This is a genomic window from Citrobacter sp. 506 (assembly GCF_050434985.1).
In the GTDB taxonomy this organism is placed as follows: domain Bacteria; phylum Pseudomonadota; class Gammaproteobacteria; order Enterobacterales; family Enterobacteriaceae; genus Citrobacter; species Citrobacter braakii.
Genome location: NZ_JBNDJN010000005.1, coordinates 63,324 through 82,082 on the forward strand (window position 1 = coordinate 63,324; position 18,759 = coordinate 82,082).

Below are 18,759 nucleotides of genomic sequence, written 5' to 3' on the forward strand. Positions count from 1 at the left end.
CTGTAGAGTTTCCGTAGGCCCGTTAAGACGCATCCGCGCCGCCATCGGGCATTGATGCCGGATGGCAGCGTAATCGCTTTATCCGGCCTACAACCTTGCATTTCTCCGCATATTTCCTGCAACAATCCCCCTCATAATTTGACCAGCCTCTCATAATTTAAATTTTGCCTGCCCAGGTGATTTTCAAGCGCCGCATGTTACCCGTATCATTCGCATCAGCACCTAACACACACATAACAGCCAGCTAAACTGATTAGTTTTGAAGGCAACCAGCATTGGTGCTGAGAATGCTCTGTTCCCGGTCGGGACAATCGGAATTTGTCATCTAAACACTGACGTTACCCATAACAAAGTAAAGGCCAGGTAAATCATGCCATTAGTCATCGTTGCTATCGGTGTAATCTTGTTACTCCTCCTGATGATCCGTTTCAAAATGAACGGTTTCATCGCTCTCGTCCTGGTGGCGCTTGCTGTCGGATTGATGCAAGGGATGCCACTGGATAAAGTCATCGGTTCGATTAAAGCCGGCGTCGGCGGAACCCTTGGCAGCCTCGCCCTGATTATGGGTTTTGGCGCCATGCTAGGCAAAATGCTGGCGGACTGCGGCGGCGCACAGCGCATCGCAACCACCCTGATTGCTAAATTCGGCAAAAAACATATTCAGTGGGCGGTGGTATTAACCGGCTTCACCGTCGGTTTTGCCCTGTTCTACGAAGTCGGCTTCGTGCTGATGCTGCCGCTGGTGTTCACCATCGCCGCTGCTGCCAACATCCCGCTGCTGTATGTTGGCGTGCCGATGGCTGCTGCGCTGTCCGTAACTCACGGCTTCCTGCCGCCGCACCCAGGTCCGACCGCTATTGCCACCATTTTCCACGCAGATATGGGTAAAACCCTGCTGTTTGGTACGATTCTGGCAATCCCGACCGTTATTCTCGCCGGTCCGGTATACGCTCGCTTCCTGAAAGGCATCGATAAGCCAATCCCGGAAGGTCTGTACAGCGCGAAAACGTTTACTGAAGAAGAGATGCCTGGCTTTGGCGTCAGCGTCTGGACCTCCCTGGTACCGGTTATCCTGATGGCGATGCGCGCCGTGGCGGAGATGATTCTGCCAAAAGGTCACGCTTTCCTGACGGTGGCAGAATTCCTGGGTGACCCGGTCATGGCAACGCTTATCGCGGTGCTGATTGCAATGTTCACTTTTGGTCTGAACCGTGGACGTTCGATGGATCAGATCAACGACACGCTGGTGTCCTCCATCAAAATCATCGCGATGATGCTGTTGATCATTGGTGGTGGCGGTGCCTTCAAACAGGTCCTGGTGGATAGCGGCGTGGACAAGTACATCGCGTCAATGATGCACGGTTCAAACGTTTCTCCGCTGCTGATGGCATGGTCTATCGCTGCGGTACTGCGTATCGCACTGGGCTCCGCAACCGTTGCGGCGATCACCGCTGGTGGGATTGTGGCACCGCTGATTGCAACGACCGGCGTAAGCCCTGAGCTAATGGTTATTGCGGTTGGTTCCGGTTCTGTCATTTTCTCCCACGTGAACGATCCGGGCTTCTGGCTGTTCAAGGAGTACTTCAACTTGACCATCGGTGAAACCATCAAGTCATGGTCAATGCTGGAAACCATTATCTCCGTCTGCGGTCTGGTAGGGTGTCTGCTGCTGGGTATGGTGGTCTGATAAAACTGTGCCGGGTGGCGCTTCGCTTACCCGGCCTACCTGCTATCACCCTAAAAAAAGCCGGGGAAATCCCCGGCTTTTTTACTTCTTCTTCGCGGCCGCTTTTCGGCGCTTATCTAAATCCTTAATCAGCTTGTTCACACCGTCATCGGCAAACATCTGCTCCAGCGTGGCGGTGAGCTTACGCCGCCAGTTTTTGTACTGGTCGCTGGTCCCCGGAATATTGACGGGCTCAGCCATATCCAGCCAGTCTTCCGGTTGCAGGCCCAACAGCGCACTGTTGCTGTCAGCGATGTAGCGTTGCATGCCGCGATTAAGAATCGGCGTCATCGACATCAGTGACGCCTTGTGACCAGCACGTTTTGGCAGGCACCCGTATTTGTGCAGCGCGTCCAGCAGCCCCTGTTTCGCCAGTTCTCTGTCCTGATACAACCCACGCAGCACGACTTCATCCGGGTACAGACCCAGCGCCTTACCCAGCGTCAGATCGCCGCTATCCCAATAACCTTTAAGCGTAGGAAGGTCATGCGTCGCCGCGACTGCCATTGATTGTTCCGGGTACGCTTTCGGCGCGCGGAAGTTTTTCTCATGGTCATTCTCAAAATAAAGCACTTTGTAGGAGTACACGCCGCTGTCACGCAGCTTGCTGACGATCTCTACCGGCACAGTCCCCAGATCTTCACCAATTACCATGCAGTGATGACGTTTACTTTCCAGCGCCAGAATTGAAAGCAGATCGTCGACCGGATAATGCACGTAGGCGCCGTGATCGGCAGTTTCACCGTAAGGGATCCACCACAGACGCAGCATCGACATAACATGGTCGATACGCAACGCACCGCAGTTCTGCATATTGGCACGCAGCAGTTCGATAAACGGTTCGTAAGCGCGTGCCGTGATGATATGCGGATCCATCGGCGGCAATCCCCAGTTTTGCCCGAGCGGACCGAGAATATCCGGCGGTGCGCCAACCGAGGCTTTCAGGCAATACAACTCGCGGTCGCACCAGGTTTCCGCCCCGCCTTCGGCCACGCCGACAGCCAGATCGCGATATAATCCAATCGGCATCGCAAAGCCCTGGCTGGTTTTCCAGCAATCAGCAAACTGGGTATACGCCAGCCACTGCAACCACAGGTAGAAATCCACTTCATCACGATGCTCTTCGCAAAAGCGTTTTACCTCTGGCGAATCCACCGACTGGAAAGCTTGCGGCCACACCGGCCAGCCCCAGCGCAGTGCGTCCTCTTTCACCTGATGCGCATGCAGCGCGTCAAAGGCCGCCTGCCAGTACAGGCTATCCCCTTCCTGAATCACAAACTGACGAAATGCCGCCATCTGCTCATCGTCACGTGCAGAGAAGCTTTTCCACGCCATACGCAGCGCTGTCATCTTCAATGCGGTAACGGCAGAATAATCAACCCACTCGGTATCACGCGCGCATTGCAGAGCTTGCTGAGTCGCGGGTTTCTGCCACCAGGCCTGTGCCTCTTTACTCAGGCGAAAATCGTCTACGGCGTTCACATCTATATAAATAACGTTCAGCCAGCGACGTGACGACGGGCTGTACGGACTGGCACTCTCCGGGTTCGCCGGATACAGCGCGTGAATCGGATTCAGGCCAATAAACGCGCCGCCGCGTTGCGCCACATCCACCAGCATGGCACGGAGATCGCCAAAGTCGCCAATCCCCCAGTTTTTTTCTGAACGCAGGGTATAGAGCTGAACGCATGCGCCCCACAGCTTCTGCCCGGCTAACAGCGCCTGCGGCTCATAGCAGCGTTTCGGCGCGACGATGATGCGGCAATGGGTACGCAACTCCCCCTGGGTGAGGGTAAGCGTGTGATACCCTTCCGGCAGCTTCGCCGGAAGGTTGAACGATTTACCGCCGACGGCATGTCCTTTGTGCTGCACGCCCTCTTCGGTGGTCAGCAACCAGTTAAACTCTCCGCGTCCCTCAACTGCCAGCGGCATTTTCTTACCCGCGGTATAAACCATGACATTCGGCACCGGGGTCACCGCCACCTGAACGGCGGCGGTGGAGCGATGCATAGCGTCAAGCAAACGCCGCTTGGTTTCGACGCCAATAGACTGCGGTTTACCGTGGGCATTAATGTAATTGGGGCTGATCCCCGCCGCCAACGCGGCATTATCCAGACGTTTGCTTTCCATCGCGGTTCCTTAACGTTTCGCCTGCCAGATACGAGTCTGATAATCGCGGATGGAGCGATCCGAACTGAACATGCCGCAACGCGCGGTATTCAGAATCGCCGCCCGGGTCCAGGCTTCCTGGTCACGATACAACACGTCAACCTGCTTCTGGGCCTCAACGTAGGCCGCGAAGTCCGCCATTACCAGATACGGGTCACCGCCCTGCTTGCCAATACTGTGCAGCATCTGGTCGAAAGCATGTTTATCACCGTCGCTGTATTTCCCGCTTTCCAGCTCTTTCAGAACAGCATCCAGCACTTTATCTTTCTTACGCCATTTCACCGGGTCGTAACCTTTGGCCTTGAGCGCCTTCACCTCTTCCACGGTATGACCAAAGATAAAGATATTCTCGTCACCTACCTTCTCGGCGATTTCGACGTTTGCGCCATCCAGCGTACCGACGGTTAACGCACCGTTCAGCGCCAGCTTCATGTTACCGGTGCCGGAAGCCTCTTTCCCTGCGGTGGAGATTTGCTCAGAGATATCCGCCGCTGGGATCAACATTTCCGCCGCCGAGACACAATAATCCGGCAGGAATACGACCTTCAGCTTGTCGCCCACTTGCGGGTCGTTATTGATGGTTTCTGCGACCTTGTTAATGGCGAAGATGATATTTTTCGCCAGGTAGTAACCCGGAGCGGCTTTCGCGCCAAACAGGAATACGCGCGGCACGCGATCGGCCTGCGGGTTCTCACGGATTTCTTTGTATAACGCCAGAATATGCAGCAAGTTGAGGTGCTGACGCTTGTACTCATGCAGGCGTTTAATCTGAATATCAAAGAGAGCGTTAGTCGTTATCTCAATACCGGTACGCGCTTTAATAAACTTCACCAGACGCGCTTTGTTCGCCAGCTTGATGTCACGATACTGCTGACGAAACTTCGCGTCGTCGGCGTATTTTTCCAGGTTAATCAACTGATCGAGGTCGTTGGCCCACTCTTTTTTCAGCGATTTATCCAGCAGCGCGGCAAGTGCCGGGTTGCACTGCTTAATCCAGCGACGCGGAGTAATCCCGTTAGTGACGTTATGGAATTTGTTCGGCCAGAGCTGATGATATTCCGGGAACAGATCCTTCACCACCAAATCGGAGTGCAGCGCCGCCACGCCGTTAACCGCAAAGCCGCTGACCACGCACATGTTGGCCATACGCACCTGTTTGTTGTGCACCACCGCCAGCTTCGCCCAAACTTCAGCGTCACCCGGCCAGGTTTTCTCGACCAGCTTCTTAAAGCGGTCGTTAATCTCTTTGATGATTTGCATATGGCGCGGCAGTAGTGCTTTCACCAGCTTCTCGTCCCAGCACTCCAGCGCCTCTGGCATCAAAGTGTGGTTGGTATAAGCAAAGGTCTTACTGGTAATAGCCCACGCATCGTCCCAGCTCATCTGGTGCTCATCAATCAGCACACGCAGTAGCTCAGGGATGGCGATGGTCGGGTGAGTATCGTTGAGCTGAATCACCTCAAAATCAGCCAGCTCATGCAGTTTACGCCCTGCCAGATGATGGCGGCGCAGAATGTCAGCTACGGAGCAAGCGCACTGGAAGTATTGCTGCATCAGGCGCAGCTTTTTACCCGCGGTGTGGTTGTCGTTCGGGTACAGCACTTTGGTGAGTTTTTCAGCGTCGATGCCCTGCTGCTCTGCGCGCAGGAAATCGCCGTCATTAAATTTGGTCAGGTTAAACGGATGCGCGTGGCTGGCCTGCCACAGACGCAGCGGTTGCGCCACGCCGTTACGGTAGCCGAGAACCGGTAGATCCCAGGCCTGGCCGGTGATAACAAACCCCGGCTCCCAGAGCCCTTCTTTGGTGACCTTGCCGCCAATCCCTACTTGCACATCCAGTGCCTCGTTGTGACGGAACCACGGATAGCTGCCGCAATGCCAGTCATCCGGGGCTTCCATCTGCTGCCCATCGGCAAATGACTGACGGAACAGGCCGTACTGGTAGTTGAGACCATAGCCCGTCGCCGATTGACCGACTGTCGCCATCGAATCAAGGAAGCAGGCCGCCAGGCGTCCCAATCCACCGTTACCCAGCGCCGGGTCGATCTCTTCTTCCAGCAGGTCGGTCAGGTTGACGTCATGCGCTTTCAGCTCATCGCTCACCGCCTGATACCAGCCGAGATTGAGTAAGTTGTTGCCGGTCAGACGGCCAATCAAAAACTCCATCGAGATGTAGTTAACATGGCGCTGATTTTTTGCCGGCTTCGCCGCAGGCTGGGCGCTGAGTAACTCAGCCAACGCCCCACTCACTGCCTGCCACCACTGGCGCGACGTCATTTCTTGAGCCGACAGTAAACCGAAGCGCTGCCACTGACGCGTCAGGGCAGCCTGAAATTGATCTTTGTTGAAAGTAGGCTGTGACATAGGGGTTCCAGATCCTTAGGTAATAAAACAACGTTATCGCTAGTTTGCCAGGCTCGTTGTTGACCTTCCTCATCCTGGCACGGATTAGGCAGGGAGGAGGAGCGGGGATGAGCATAAAAGTGTGATCGCTGCCACTTAAAGGGGGTGTTATCGCCCGTAAATTCGCGTAAGTCCGGCATAACGCCCCTGTAATGCCCAACGGACGGCGCATTAATAACAAGAGATAAATCGACAATATCAAATAGAGGGGTGACGATGGGAAACAATCTGTAAACAGAGAAATAGTTTCTAACCTGAAATATCCAAGGTGGATAAGATAATTCACATAAAACTTTTAAGTCGGCCACAAAATTCGGCTCTTTACATTAAGCAACTGAGTAACCTTATAAAAAGGGAGGTATTTTTCGGCTCAGCCAAAATACCGACGGATCCAGTCGCCACGCCTGTTGTGACTCTTTAAAGCAATTAATGTAATAGATGTTTAGATTTGTGACATAGTGCAAAATCAGACACACAAAAAGTCCGCTTAGCTTGCATAAAACACTAATCTGGCCGACCTTATATCTATTAATTACGAAGCGCAAAAAAAATCATTTTTCCCCATTTTCACACAGTGAAGTGACTAACTTATGTTGATTCCGTCTAAATTAAGTCGTCCGGTTCGACTCGACCATACGGTGGTTCGTGAGCGCCTGTTGGCTAAACTTTCCGGCGCGAACAATTTCAGGCTTGCCCTGATAACAAGTCCTGCTGGTTATGGAAAAACGACGTTGGTTTCACAATGGGCAGCGGGGAAGAACGACTTAGGCTGGTACTCTCTGGATGAAGGCGATAATCAGCAAGAGCGCTTTGCCAGCTATCTGATCGCCGCTATCCAGCAGGCAACCGGTGGACACTGCACCACCAGCGAAGCGATGGTGCAAAAGCGCCAATACGCCAGCCTGACGTCACTGTTTGCGCAGCTATTTATTGAACTGGCCGAGTGGCACCGCCCGCTCTACCTGGTAGTGGATGATTATCATCTCATCTCCAATCCGGCAATTCACGAAGCGATGCGTTTCTTCCTGCGTCATCAGCCTGAGAACCTCACGCTGGTCGTGCTGTCGCGCAACCTGCCGCAGTTGGGTATTGCCAACCTGCGAGTACGCGATCAGTTGCTGGAGATAGGCAGCCAACAGCTGGCGTTTAACCACCAGGAAGCCAAACAATTTTTCGATCGACGTTTGTCCTCACCTATCGAAGCGGCAGAAAGCAGCCGGATGTGCGATGACGTTGCTGGCTGGGCCACGGCGTTACAGCTGATTGCCCTCTCCGCCCGCCAGAACAACCATTCTGCGCATCAGTCCGCACGCCGCCTCGCCGGGATCAACGCCAGCCATCTGTCCGATTATCTGGTTGATGAAGTGCTGGACAGCGTCGACCTCGGCACCCGTCACTTCCTGCTGAAAAGCGCCATTCTGCGCTCAATGAACGACGCACTGATCGTCCGGGTCACCGGGGAAGAAAACGGCCAGATGCGGCTGGAGGAGATTGAGCGCCAGGGATTATTCTTGCAGCGGATGGATGACGTCGGTGAGTGGTTCAGCTACCACCCGCTGTTTGGCAGCTTTTTACGCCAGCGCTGTCAGTGGGAGCTGGCAAGCGAACTGCCCGAAATACACCGCGCCGCCGCTGAAAGCTGGATGGCGCAAGGCTTCCCCAGCGAAGCTATCCACCACGCGCTGGCGGCAGGCGACGCCCATATGCTACGCGATATCCTGCTTAACCATGCGTGGGGACTGTTTAACCACAGCGAACTGACATTACTGGAAGAGTCGCTGAAAGCCCTGCCGTGGGAAAGTCTGCTGGAAAATCCGCGTCTGGTTCTGCTGCAAGCCTGGCTGATGCAAAGCCAGCACCGCTACGGCGAGGTTAATACCCTGCTGGCGCGCGCTGAGCAGGAAATGAAAGGCGACATGGAACCGACGCTGCACGCCGAATTTAACGCCCTGCGTGCGCAGGTCGCGATTAACGACGGAAATCCTGACGAAGCCGAGCGCCTGGCAAAGCTGGCGCTGGATGAGTTACCCATCGCCTGGTTCTATAGCCGTATCGTCGCCACCTCGGTACACGGTGAAGTCCTGCACTGTAAGGGCGATCTCACGCGTTCTCTGGCGTTGATGCAGCAAACCGAGCAAATGGCGCGCCATCATGACGTCTGGCATTACGCGCTGTGGAGTTTAATCCAGCAAAGCGAAATTTTGTTTGCCCAGGGCTTTTTACAGGCCGCCTGGGAGACTCAGGAAAAAGCGTTTCAGCTGATCAAAGAGCAGCATCTGGAACAGTTGCCGATGCACGAGTTCCTAGTGCGTATTCGCGCGCAGCTGCTGTGGGCATGGGCGCGCCTGGACGAATCGGAAGCGTCTGCCCGCGCGGGTATTGAACTGCTTTCCACATTCCAGCCACAGCAACAGCTACAGTGCCTGGCGCTGCTGATTCAATGTTCGCTGGCCCGGGGAGATCTGGATAATGCGCGTAGCCTGCTCAACCGCCTGGAAAACCTGCTGGGTAACGGTCACTATCACAGTGACTGGATCTCGAACGCCGATAAGGTACGGGTGATTTACTGGCAAATGGTGGGCGACAAAAACTCGGCCGCCAACTGGCTGCGCCACACGCCGAAACCGGAATTCGCCAATAACCACTTTCTGCAAAGCCAGTGGCGCAACATCGCCCGCGCACAGATCCTGCTGGGCGAGTTTGAACCGGCTGAGATTGTGCTGGAAGAGTTGAATGAAAATGCGCGCAATCTGCGCCTGATGAGCGATCTGAACCGTAACCTGCTGCTGCTTAATCAGCTCTACTGGCAGGCAGGACGCAAAAATGACGCACAGCGCGTGTTACTCGACGCGCTGCAGCTTGCGAACCGCACCGGATTTATCAGTCACTTTGTCATTGAAGGTGAGGCCATGGCGCAGCAACTGCGTCAGCTGATTCAGCTCAATACCTTACCGGAACTCGATCAGCACCGCGCCCAGCGTATTTTGCGTGAGATTAACCAGCATCACCGCCATAAATTCGCCCACTTCGATGAAGGGTTCGTTGAGCGTCTGCTTACTCACCCGGAAGTACCGGAGCTTATCCGCACCAGCCCGCTGACCCAGCGCGAATGGCAGGTTCTTGGGCTGATTTATTCGGGCTACAGCAACGAGCAGATCGCCGGAGAATTGGCTGTCGCGGCAACGACCATCAAGACGCACATCCGCAATTTGTATCAAAAGCTCGGCGTCGCACACCGCCAGGATGCGGTGCAACATGCGCAGAAACTGCTGAAAATGATGGGGTATGGGGTTTAGTTAATGCCTGATACGCTACGCTTATCAGGCCTGGAATTAACTTAGCACAGCTCTAACTGAATATGATGATCCGCGATAACCTGCATCACGCCAGCTGGCGGCAGCGTGTCGGTATACACCGCATCCACCATGCTGATACTGCCCATATTCACCATCGCGTTACGCCCAAACTTCGAGTGATCCACCACCAGCATCACATGCCGTGAATTCTCAATAATCGCGCGCTTGGTGCGAACTTCGTGATAATCAAACTCCAGCAGGGAGCCATCGCTATCGATACCGCTAATCCCTAAGATGCCGAAGTCCAGGCGGAACTGAGAAATAAAGTCGAGGGTCGCTTCGCCCATAATACCGCCGTCGCGGCTACGCAGTTCGCCACCGGCGAGTATGATGCGGAAATCCTCTTTCGCCATCAGCGTATTCGCCACATTGAGGTTGTTGGTCACAATGCGTAAATTGCTGTGATTGAGCAGCGCGTGAGCCACCGCTTCCGGCGTGGTGCCGATATCAATGAACAACGTAGAACCGTTCGGGATCTGCGTGGCAACTTTGCGGGCAATGCGCTCTTTTTCCGCCGTCTGTGTCGCTTTACGGTCATGCCACGGGGTGTTGACCGAGCTGGAGGGCAGCGCCGCGCCACCGTGATGGCGCAAAATCATGTTCTGATCGGCCAGATCGTTAAGATCGCGGCGAATCGTCTGCGGGCTGACGGAGAAATGCTCCACCAGCTCCTCAGTACTGACGTATCCCTGTTTCTTTACCAGCTCGATGATCGCGTCATGTCGTTGTGTTTGCTTCATTATTGTTCCCTGAAATTACGTTCGTTTTCGTACATTCATAGTATCGGCAAACGCCATTGCCAGACCCACGGCCAGCCCGGCGATATGTGCGCCGTTCGCCATCGACATGCCGAACACATCAAACCAGCCGGCAACAATCCAGATCAAAGCAAAGATAATCAAACCACGCTGCAGGAAAATACCACTTTGTGGATCGCGCTCGCCGCGCAACCACACATAACCCATCAGCGCATATACCACGCCAGACAGCCCACCAAACCACGGGCCGCTAAATTTCTGCTGAACGTAGCCGCTTAGCAGGGCGCTGATCACGGTAATTACAATCAGTTTTCCGCTGCCCAGACGCTTTTCTACCGCACCGCCGAGATACCACCACCACAGCAGGTTGAACAGAATATGCATCAGCGAGAAGTGCATAAAAGCGTGGGTGAAATAACGCCAGAATTCAAATTTCAGCGAAGGGTCAAACGGCCATGCCAGCCAGAGCATCACAGTCTGGTCGCCCAGCGTGTTCATCGCGATAAACACCAGCACACACGCGGCCATCACCACCCAGGTTACCGGGCCTGCGCGTTCGCGCAATGTGGCCAGGAACGGATAACGCTGATAGCGCAGACCGCTGTCGGTATGACCCGACTGCCAGCTTGCCGCGAGGTAACGCGGATCGCCTGGATTCTCCAGAAACCGCGCCAGCTCAGCATGCACGCGCTCAGCCTGGGACTCATCCGCCAGCCAGACATCCGTTTGCTGATGTTGTTGAATCGTCAGGATAACGCCCTGTGTCGCCATATAATCAACAAATGCCTGCGCCACGCGGGGGTTAGCAAAAGAGGTAATCATCAACATGTTTGCTGTCGCTTATTCCACACAAAAGAGGACAGTATATATACCCTTCTTACTTCGAGCTGCATCTTTGTTGGCTTTCCTCACTCACTCCGGTCACGTACTGTTCGTACGCGCCCGGAGATTTGCTGCGTCGCCGTCGCGATGCAACTCGAATTAATTTGGGTATAGTCTTACGAACCGTATGCCACTTCTGCCGGAAAATGTCGATGCCAGGCGTCGAAGCCGCCGTCAACACTGTAAACCACGTCATAGCCCTGCTGAAGAAGATATTGCGCCGCGCCTTTACTGCTGTTGCCGTGATAACACATTACTAACACGGCGGTGTCGAAATCATGCTCGCGCATAAATGACCCCAGCGTGTCGTTCGTCAGATGAAACGCCTGTGGGGCGTGACCCATCGCATAGCTTTGCGGGTCGCGGATATCCACTAACACCGCGGTCCCCTGGTGCAGCTTCTGATGCGCTTCTTCGACATTAATACATTCAAACTGATCCATTGCTCTCTCTTCTTTATATTGCAGGTGACGCTTTTCAGACATGTTACTTCTTAGTGTACGTCCCGACGGCAGTTAAACGCCATAATGTTATATGTATCACTGTAAATTGTTTATCCGATGTTACCAATGGCGCGATTCTTTGCTATTATGCTCGATAACGAACATTAATGAGCTATAACGAAAGTGCGAGAGGCCAGCATGGAAACCAAAGATCTGATTGTGATAGGTGGAGGCATCAACGGTGCCGGTATCGCGGCAGATGCCGCTGGACGCGGTTTATCCGTGCTGATGCTGGAAGCGCAGGATTTAGCCTGCGCCACCTCTTCCGCTAGCTCCAAACTCATCCACGGTGGCCTGCGCTACCTGGAACACTACGAATTTCGCCTGGTGAGCGAAGCGCTGGCCGAACGTGAGGTGTTGTTGAAAATGGCACCGCATATCGCCTTCCCAATGCGCTTTCGTCTGCCCCATCGCCCGCACCTGCGTCCAGCGTGGATGATCCGCATTGGTCTGTTTATGTACGATCATCTGGGCAAACGCACCAGTTTGCCGAGTTCGACCGGTTTGCGTTTTGGCGCAGATTCCGTAATGAAACCTGAGATTGTGCGCGGTTTCGAATATTCTGACTGCTGGGTAGACGATGCGCGACTGGTTTTGGCAAACGCCCAAATGGTCGTACGCAAAGGCGGAGAGGTGTTAACCCGCACTCGCGCTACCTCCGCTCGCCGTGAAAACGGATTGTGGATTGTTGAAGCTGAAGATATCGATACCGGTAAAAAGCACACCTGGCAGGCGCGTGGTCTGGTCAATGCCACCGGCCCATGGGTGAAAGAGTTCTTCGACGACGGCATGCATCTGCCATCGCCGTACGGTATTCGTCTGATTAAAGGCAGCCACATCGTCGTGCCGCGCGTCCATACCCAGAAGCAAGCTTATATTCTGCAAAACGAAGATAAACGTATTGTGTTTGTCATCCCATGGATGGACGAATTCTCGATCATCGGGACGACTGACGTCGAATACAAAGGCGATCCGAAAGCGGTAAAAATTGATGAGAGTGAAATCAATTACCTGCTGAAGGTCTACAACGCGCACTTTAAGAAACAACTGGGCCGTGACGATATCGTCTGGACCTACTCGGGCGTACGTCCGCTGTGCGATGACGAGTCCGACTCGCCGCAGGCTATCACCCGTGATTACACGTTGGATATCCACGATGAAAACGGCAAAGCGCCGCTGCTGTCGGTCTTTGGCGGTAAGCTGACGACCTACCGTAAGCTGGCCGAACACGCGATGGAAAAACTGGCGTCGTACTATCAGGGAATCGGTCCGGCGTGGACAAAAGAGTGCATTCTGCCAGGCGGTGACATCGGCGGCGATCGTGAAGATTACGCGGCCAAACTGCGCCGTCGCTACCCGTTCCTGACCGAGTCGCTGGCGCGCCATTATTCGCGCACCTACGGCAGTAACACCGAATGGATTATCGGGGAAGCCACCTCGCTTGCCGAGTTAGGTGAAGACTTCGGCCATGAGTTCTATGAGGCCGAGCTGAAATATCTGGTCGATCACGAATGGGTGCGCCGTGCGGAAGATGCGCTGTGGCGTCGCACGAAAGAAGGTATGTGGCTGAACGCTGAACAGCAGTCGCGCATGACCCAGTGGCTGGTGGAGTACATTGAGAAACAGCAGCTGTCGCTGGCGTCTTAAGACACTCGATATAAAACTGTAGGCCCGGTAAGCGTCAGCGCTACCGGGCCTTTTGCCGGATGGCGGCTAACGCCTTATCCATCCGGCCTACAGATCGTCCTGCCCTTGTTACAACCGCACCGAGTCGATATGCCAGATGTTCTCGGCGTACTCTTTGATCGTCCTGTCCGACGAGAAGTAGCCCATGTTGGCGATATTAATCATCGACTTGGTGGTCCACTCTTCCGGGTGGCGATACAGTTCGTCAACCTTATCCTGGCAATCAACATAGCTGCGATAATCCGCCAGAACCTGATAGTGGTCGCCAAAGTTGATCAGCGAGTCAACCAGGTCACGATAGCGCCCCGGCTCCTCAGGACTGAATACACCGCTGCCGATCTGCGTCAGCACCTGGTGCAGCTCTTCGTCTTTCTCGTAATACTCACGCGGCTTGTAGCCCTGGCTGCGTAAGGCTTCGACCTCTTCCGCCGTATTACCAAAGATAAAGATATTTTCTGCGCCCACATGCTCCAGCATCTCGACGTTGGCACCGTCCAGCGTCCCAATGGTCAGCGCGCCGTTGAGGGCAAACTTCATATTACTGGTACCAGAGGCTTCGGTCCCGGCCAGCGAAATCTGCTCAGACAGGTCGGCAGCAGGAATAATCACTTGCGCCAGGCTGACGCTGTAGTTAGGAATAAACACCACTTTCAGCTTGTCACCAATTTGCGGATCGTTGTTGATCACTTTCGCGACGTCGTTGATCAGGTGAATGATGTGCTTCGCCATATAATAGGCCGAAGCCGCTTTACCGGCGAAGATATTCACGCGCGGCACCCACTCGGCATCAGGATCGGCCTTAATGCGGTTGTAGCGGGTGATCACATGCAGCACGTTCATCAACTGGCGTTTGTATTCGTGAATACGCTTGATCTGCACATCAAACAGCGATTTCGGGTTCACAACCACGTTAAGCTGCTGGGCAATGAGCGTTGCCAGACGCTTTTTATTCTCCAGCTTCGCACGGCGCACCGCCTGATTTACCAGCGGGTAATCGCAGTGCTGTTCAAGCTCGCTTAGCTGGCTGAGATCGGTTCGCCAGGTGCGGCCAATGTTCTCATCCAGCACCTCAGAGAGCGATGGGTTAGCCAGTGCCAGCCAGCGGCGTGGCGTCACGCCATTGGTGACGTTACAGAAGCGAGTCGGGAAAATCTTCGCAAAGTCAGCAAACAGCGACTGCACCATCAGGTTGGAGTGCAGCTCAGAAACGCCGTTAACCTTGTGGCTCACCACCACTGCGAGCCATGCCATACGCACCCGGCGGCCATTGGATTCATCGATAATCGACGTCCGTCCCAGCAGACTGGTATCGTTCGGATACTGTTCCTGCAACGTCTTCAGGAAGTAGTCGTTAATCTCAAAGATGATTTGCAGATGGCGCGGCAGAATTTTGCCCAGCATATCGACAGGCCAGGTCTCCAGCGCTTCGCTCATCAAGGTGTGGTTGGTATACGAGAAGACCTGGCAGCAGACCTCAAACGCATTATCCCAACTGAATTTGTGCTCATCTATCAGCAGACGCATCAGCTCAGGAATCGACAGTACCGGATGGGTGTCGTTGAGGTGAATGGCGATCTTATCTGCCAGGTTGTCGTAGGTTTTGTGCAGTTGATAATGACGGTTCAGGATGTCCTGCACCGTGGAGGAGACCAGGAAATACTCCTGGCGCAAACGCAGCTCGCGTCCGGAATAGGTGGAGTCATCCGGATACAGCACGCGGGAGACGTTCTCGGAGTGGTTTTTATCTTCCACCGCCGCAAAGTAGTCGCCCTGGTTAAATTTACCGAGGTTGATTTCGCTACTGGCCTGGGCATTCCACAAGCGCAGCGTATTGGTGGCGTCTGTGTCATAACCGGGAATAATTTGGTCGTAGGCTACCGCGAGGATCTCTTCAGTTTCTATCCAGCGCGTTTTCTTGCCTTCCTGCTGAATACGCCCGCCAAAGCGCACTTTGTAGCGTGTATTGTGGCGTTTGAATTCCCACGGGTTACCGTATTCCAGCCAGTAGTCCGGTGACTCTTTCTGTCGGCCATCAACAATGTTCTGTTTGAACATGCCGTAGTCATAACGAATACCGTAGCCGCGTCCCGGCAGACCCAACGTTGCCAGTGAGTCCAGGAAGCAGGCCGCCAGGCGCCCGAGGCCACCGTTGCCAAGACCAGGGTCGTTTTCTTCATCGATCAGATCTTCAAGATCCAACCCCATACCTTCCAGCGCATTTTTGACATCGTCATAAATACCCAACGATAACAGTGCATTGGAAAGTGTGCGGCCAATCAGAAACTCCATTGACAGATAATAAACCTGTCGAGTTTCCTGGGATAATTGCGCACGGTTAGAACGCAGCCAGCGCTCCACGAGACGATCGCGCACCGCGAACAACGTGGCGTTCAGCCACTCATGTTTATTGGCAATGACCGGGTCTTTACCAATCGTGAACATCAGCTTGTAGGCGATAGAATGCTTAAGTGCCTCTACGCTGAGTGTGGGCGATGCATAAGTAAATGGAGCATTCATATAGGTGATTCCTGGATATCTATTTCAAACGATAGTAAAGCTCACGGTATGACTTCGCCGCGACTTGCCAGCTAAAATCCATGGTCATGGCCTGACGTTGTACAAACCGCCACAACGAAGGCCGGGACCACAATACGAAAGCACGCCGGATCGCGCGTAGCAGCGACCAGGCATTACTATCTTCAAATACAAACCCACTGGCGATACCATCCGCCAGGTTTTCCAGCGAACTGTCAGAGACCGTATCAGCCAGCCCACCGGTGCGCCGCACCAGCGGCAGCGTGCCGTACTTCAGTCCATACAACTGCGTTAAGCCACACGGCTCAAAACGGCTGGGAACCAATATAACGTCGGCCCCACCCATGATGCGGTGCGAGAAGGCTTCGTGATAGCCAATCTGTACGCCCACCTGTCCCGGATGTTCCGCCGCCGCGGCGAGGAAACCTTCCTGTAAAACCGGATCGCCCGCACCGAGCAATGCCAGTTGTCCACCCTGCTCTAACAACCCCGGTAGCGCTTCCAGCACCAGATCCAGCCCTTTCTGACTGGTCAGGCGGCTGACTACGGCAAATAACGGCACTTTGTCGTTAACCTTAAGTCCCATCGCGATCTGTAGCTGGCGTTTGTTCTCCGCCTTCTCTTCCAGCGTTTCACGCGTATACCGCGACGCCAGCAGCAGATCGGTTTCCGGGCTCCAGATTTTTTCATCAACGCCGTTCAGCACACCGGAAAGACGTCCTTCACGATGACGCTGCTGCAACAGACCTTCCATGCCGTAGGCAAACTGCGGCTCGGTAATTTCCCGCGCGTAGGTCGGACTGACCGCCGTAATGTGGTCGGCGTAGTACAACCCGGCCTTCAGGAAAGAAATCTGCCCGTTAAACTCCAGTCCGTGCACGTTAAAGAACGACCATGGCAATTGGATGTCATCCATATGCTTTGCATAAAACATGCCTTGATACGCCAGGTTGTGCACGGTGAACACCGATTTCGCCGGATGGCCGCGCGCCGCCAGATACGCCGGGGCCAGACCGGCATGCCAGTCGTGCGCATGCACCACATCCGGGCGCCAGAATGGGTCAAAGCCACAGGCCATTTCACTGCCGACCCAACCCAGCAGCGCAAAACGCAGCACGTTATCGGTATATGCAAACAGGTTAGTGTCGTGATACGGGCTACCGGGACGGTCATAGAGATGCGGCGCGTCAATCAGGTAAATGCCCACACCGTTGAAATGCCCGAACAACAGCGTAATACGTCCGGCGAAGGTATCGCGACGCGTCACTACCTGCGCATCGGGAATGCCGCGACGGATATCAGGAAACGCCGGGAGCAGCACGCGGGCATCCACACCGTCCGCGATTTGCGCTGCGGGTAACGCCCCAATAACATCCGCCAGTCCCCCGGTTTTTAACAAAGGGAACATCTCTGAACAAACGTGTAAAACCTGCATTATCGCTCCTGTTTGATCTGCAGTTTGCGCAGCATTTCACGCGTGACCAGTACAATACCTTCCTCTGAACGGTAGAAACGACGAGCATCTTCTTCCGCGTTTTCACCAATCACCATGCCTTCAGGAATAACGCAGGCGCGGTCGATAATGCAACGACGTAAGCGGCACGAACGTCCCACCCACACTTCAGGTAACAACACTGCCGAATCAATGTTACAGAATGAATTCACCCGCACTCGCGGGAACAGAACGGACTGCACTACCACCGAACCAGAAATAATACAGCCGCCGGAAACCAGCGAGTTCAGCGTCATTCCGTGGCTACCGGAACGGTCCTGAACAAATTTCGCCGGCGGCAGTGATTCCATATGCGTACGGATTGGCCAGTCCTGGTCGTACATATCCAGTTCAGGCGTCACCGAAGCCAGATCGAGGTTTGCTTTCCAGTAGGCTTCCAGCGTTCCCACATCGCGCCAGTACGGCTCGGATTCCGGGTCAGACTGTACGCAGGACAATGGGAATGGATGAGCATATGCCATGCCAGCTTCGGTGATTTTCGGGATGATGTCTTTGCCAAAATCGTGACTGGATTTTTCATCGAGATCATCTTCCGCCAGCAGTTCATACAGATAATCGGCGTCGAAGATGTAGATCCCCATACTGGCAAGCGATTTGGTCGGATCATTAGGCATCGCTGGCGGGTTGGCGGGTTTTTCAACGAACTCGATAATTTTATCGGTGTCGTCCACGTCCATTACGCCAAACGCGCTGGCCTCTTCAATAGGCACAGGCATACAGGCCACTGTGCAACGCGCGCCTTTCTCAACGTGGTCGATCAGCATGCGTGAGTAGTCCTGCTTATAAATATGATCGCCCGCGAGGATCACCACATATTCCGCTTTGTAGCGTCGAATGATGTCCAGGTTTTGGGTCACCGCATCCGCCGTGCCGCGATACCAGTTTTCACCCTGCATCCTCTGCTGGGCAGGCAGCAGATCGACGAACTCGTTCATCTCTTCGCTAAAGAACGACCAGCCGCGCTGAATATGCTGCACCAGCGTGTGTGACTGGTACTGAGTGATCACGCCGATACGGCGGATCCCGGAATTAAGACAGTTGGATAAGGCAAAATCGATAATGCGGAACTTACCGCCAAAGTGCACGGCAGGCTTGGCACGCTTATTGGTTAAATCTTTCAGGCGAGTACCGCGGCCACCGGCCAGGATCAGGGCAACAGATTTTAATGGCAGCTGGCGCGCCAACATTACACGATCGTTCTTCTCTAAACTTACCATGACTAACTCCT

At 54.3% G+C, this 18,759-nt stretch carries 11 protein-coding genes; 3 read left to right on the plus strand and 8 right to left on the minus strand.

Annotation, left to right across the window (positions count from 1 at the left end):
- Nucleotides 1-370 precede the first annotated feature (370 nt).
- Nucleotides 371-1,687, plus strand: a complete 1,317-nt coding sequence (gene gntT / locus ABIE10_RS18065; RefSeq protein WP_003023507.1) for a gluconate transporter — start codon at nucleotides 371-373, stop codon at nucleotides 1,685-1,687.
- 81 nt (nucleotides 1,688-1,768) lie between these two features.
- Here gntT and malQ read toward each other — a convergent pair whose 3' ends face one another.
- Nucleotides 1,769-3,856 (minus strand): 4-alpha-glucanotransferase, encoded by a 2,088-nt coding sequence (gene malQ, locus ABIE10_RS18070; RefSeq protein WP_429156491.1) that lies wholly within the window; start codon nucleotides 3,854-3,856, stop codon nucleotides 1,769-1,771.
- A 9-nt stretch (nucleotides 3,857-3,865) separates the two neighbouring features.
- On the minus strand, nucleotides 3,866-6,259 hold the full coding sequence (gene malP, locus ABIE10_RS18075) for a maltodextrin phosphorylase (RefSeq protein ID WP_429156493.1): 2,394 nt from the start codon (nucleotides 6,257-6,259) through the stop codon (nucleotides 3,866-3,868).
- Between the two features lie 629 nt (nucleotides 6,260-6,888).
- Here malP and malT point away from each other — a divergent pair.
- Nucleotides 6,889-9,594, plus strand: a complete 2,706-nt coding sequence (gene malT, locus ABIE10_RS18080; protein ID WP_016154810.1) for an HTH-type transcriptional regulator MalT — start codon at nucleotides 6,889-6,891, stop codon at nucleotides 9,592-9,594.
- Between the two features lie 41 nt (nucleotides 9,595-9,635).
- Here malT and ABIE10_RS18085 read toward each other — a convergent pair whose 3' ends face one another.
- The 3 genes from ABIE10_RS18085 to glpE form a co-directional block, all read right to left on the minus strand.
- Nucleotides 9,636-10,394 carry a DeoR/GlpR family transcriptional regulator gene (locus ABIE10_RS18085; protein ID WP_003023499.1) on the minus strand — a complete coding sequence of 253 codons (759 nt, stop codon included), beginning with the start codon at nucleotides 10,392-10,394 and terminating at the stop codon, nucleotides 9,636-9,638.
- Between the two features lie 15 nt (nucleotides 10,395-10,409).
- Nucleotides 10,410-11,240 carry a rhomboid family intramembrane serine protease GlpG gene (glpG, locus tag ABIE10_RS18090; RefSeq protein WP_016154811.1) on the minus strand — a complete coding sequence of 277 codons (831 nt, stop codon included), beginning with the start codon at nucleotides 11,238-11,240 and terminating at the stop codon, nucleotides 10,410-10,412.
- A gap of 170 nt (nucleotides 11,241-11,410) precedes the next feature.
- Nucleotides 11,411-11,737 carry a thiosulfate sulfurtransferase GlpE gene (gene glpE / locus ABIE10_RS18095; RefSeq protein ID WP_049271932.1) on the minus strand — a complete coding sequence of 109 codons (327 nt, stop codon included), beginning with the start codon at nucleotides 11,735-11,737 and terminating at the stop codon, nucleotides 11,411-11,413.
- A 198-nt stretch (nucleotides 11,738-11,935) separates the two neighbouring features.
- Between glpE and glpD the strand changes: the two genes are divergently transcribed.
- On the plus strand, nucleotides 11,936-13,444 hold the full coding sequence (glpD, locus tag ABIE10_RS18100) for a glycerol-3-phosphate dehydrogenase (protein WP_047415950.1): 1,509 nt from the start codon (nucleotides 11,936-11,938) through the stop codon (nucleotides 13,442-13,444).
- A gap of 108 nt (nucleotides 13,445-13,552) precedes the next feature.
- Here glpD and glgP read toward each other — a convergent pair whose 3' ends face one another.
- The 3 genes from glgP to glgC are packed head-to-tail and all read right to left on the minus strand — an operon-like array spanning nucleotide 13,553 to nucleotide 18,748.
- The gene (glgP, locus tag ABIE10_RS18105) at nucleotides 13,553-16,000 is read right to left on the minus strand and encodes a glycogen phosphorylase (RefSeq protein WP_016154813.1); all 2,448 of its coding nucleotides are present in this window, start codon (nucleotides 15,998-16,000) and stop codon (nucleotides 13,553-13,555) included.
- A gap of 19 nt (nucleotides 16,001-16,019) precedes the next feature.
- Nucleotides 16,020-17,453, minus strand: coding sequence for a glycogen synthase GlgA (gene glgA / locus ABIE10_RS18110; RefSeq protein WP_016154814.1), 1,434 nt, complete (start codon nucleotides 17,451-17,453; stop codon nucleotides 16,020-16,022).
- Nucleotides 17,453-18,748, minus strand: coding sequence for a glucose-1-phosphate adenylyltransferase (glgC, locus tag ABIE10_RS18115; RefSeq protein WP_016154815.1), 1,296 nt, complete (start codon nucleotides 18,746-18,748; stop codon nucleotides 17,453-17,455). The genes glgA and glgC overlap by 1 nt, the downstream gene beginning before the upstream one ends.
- Between the last annotated feature and the right edge of the window lie 11 nt (nucleotides 18,749-18,759).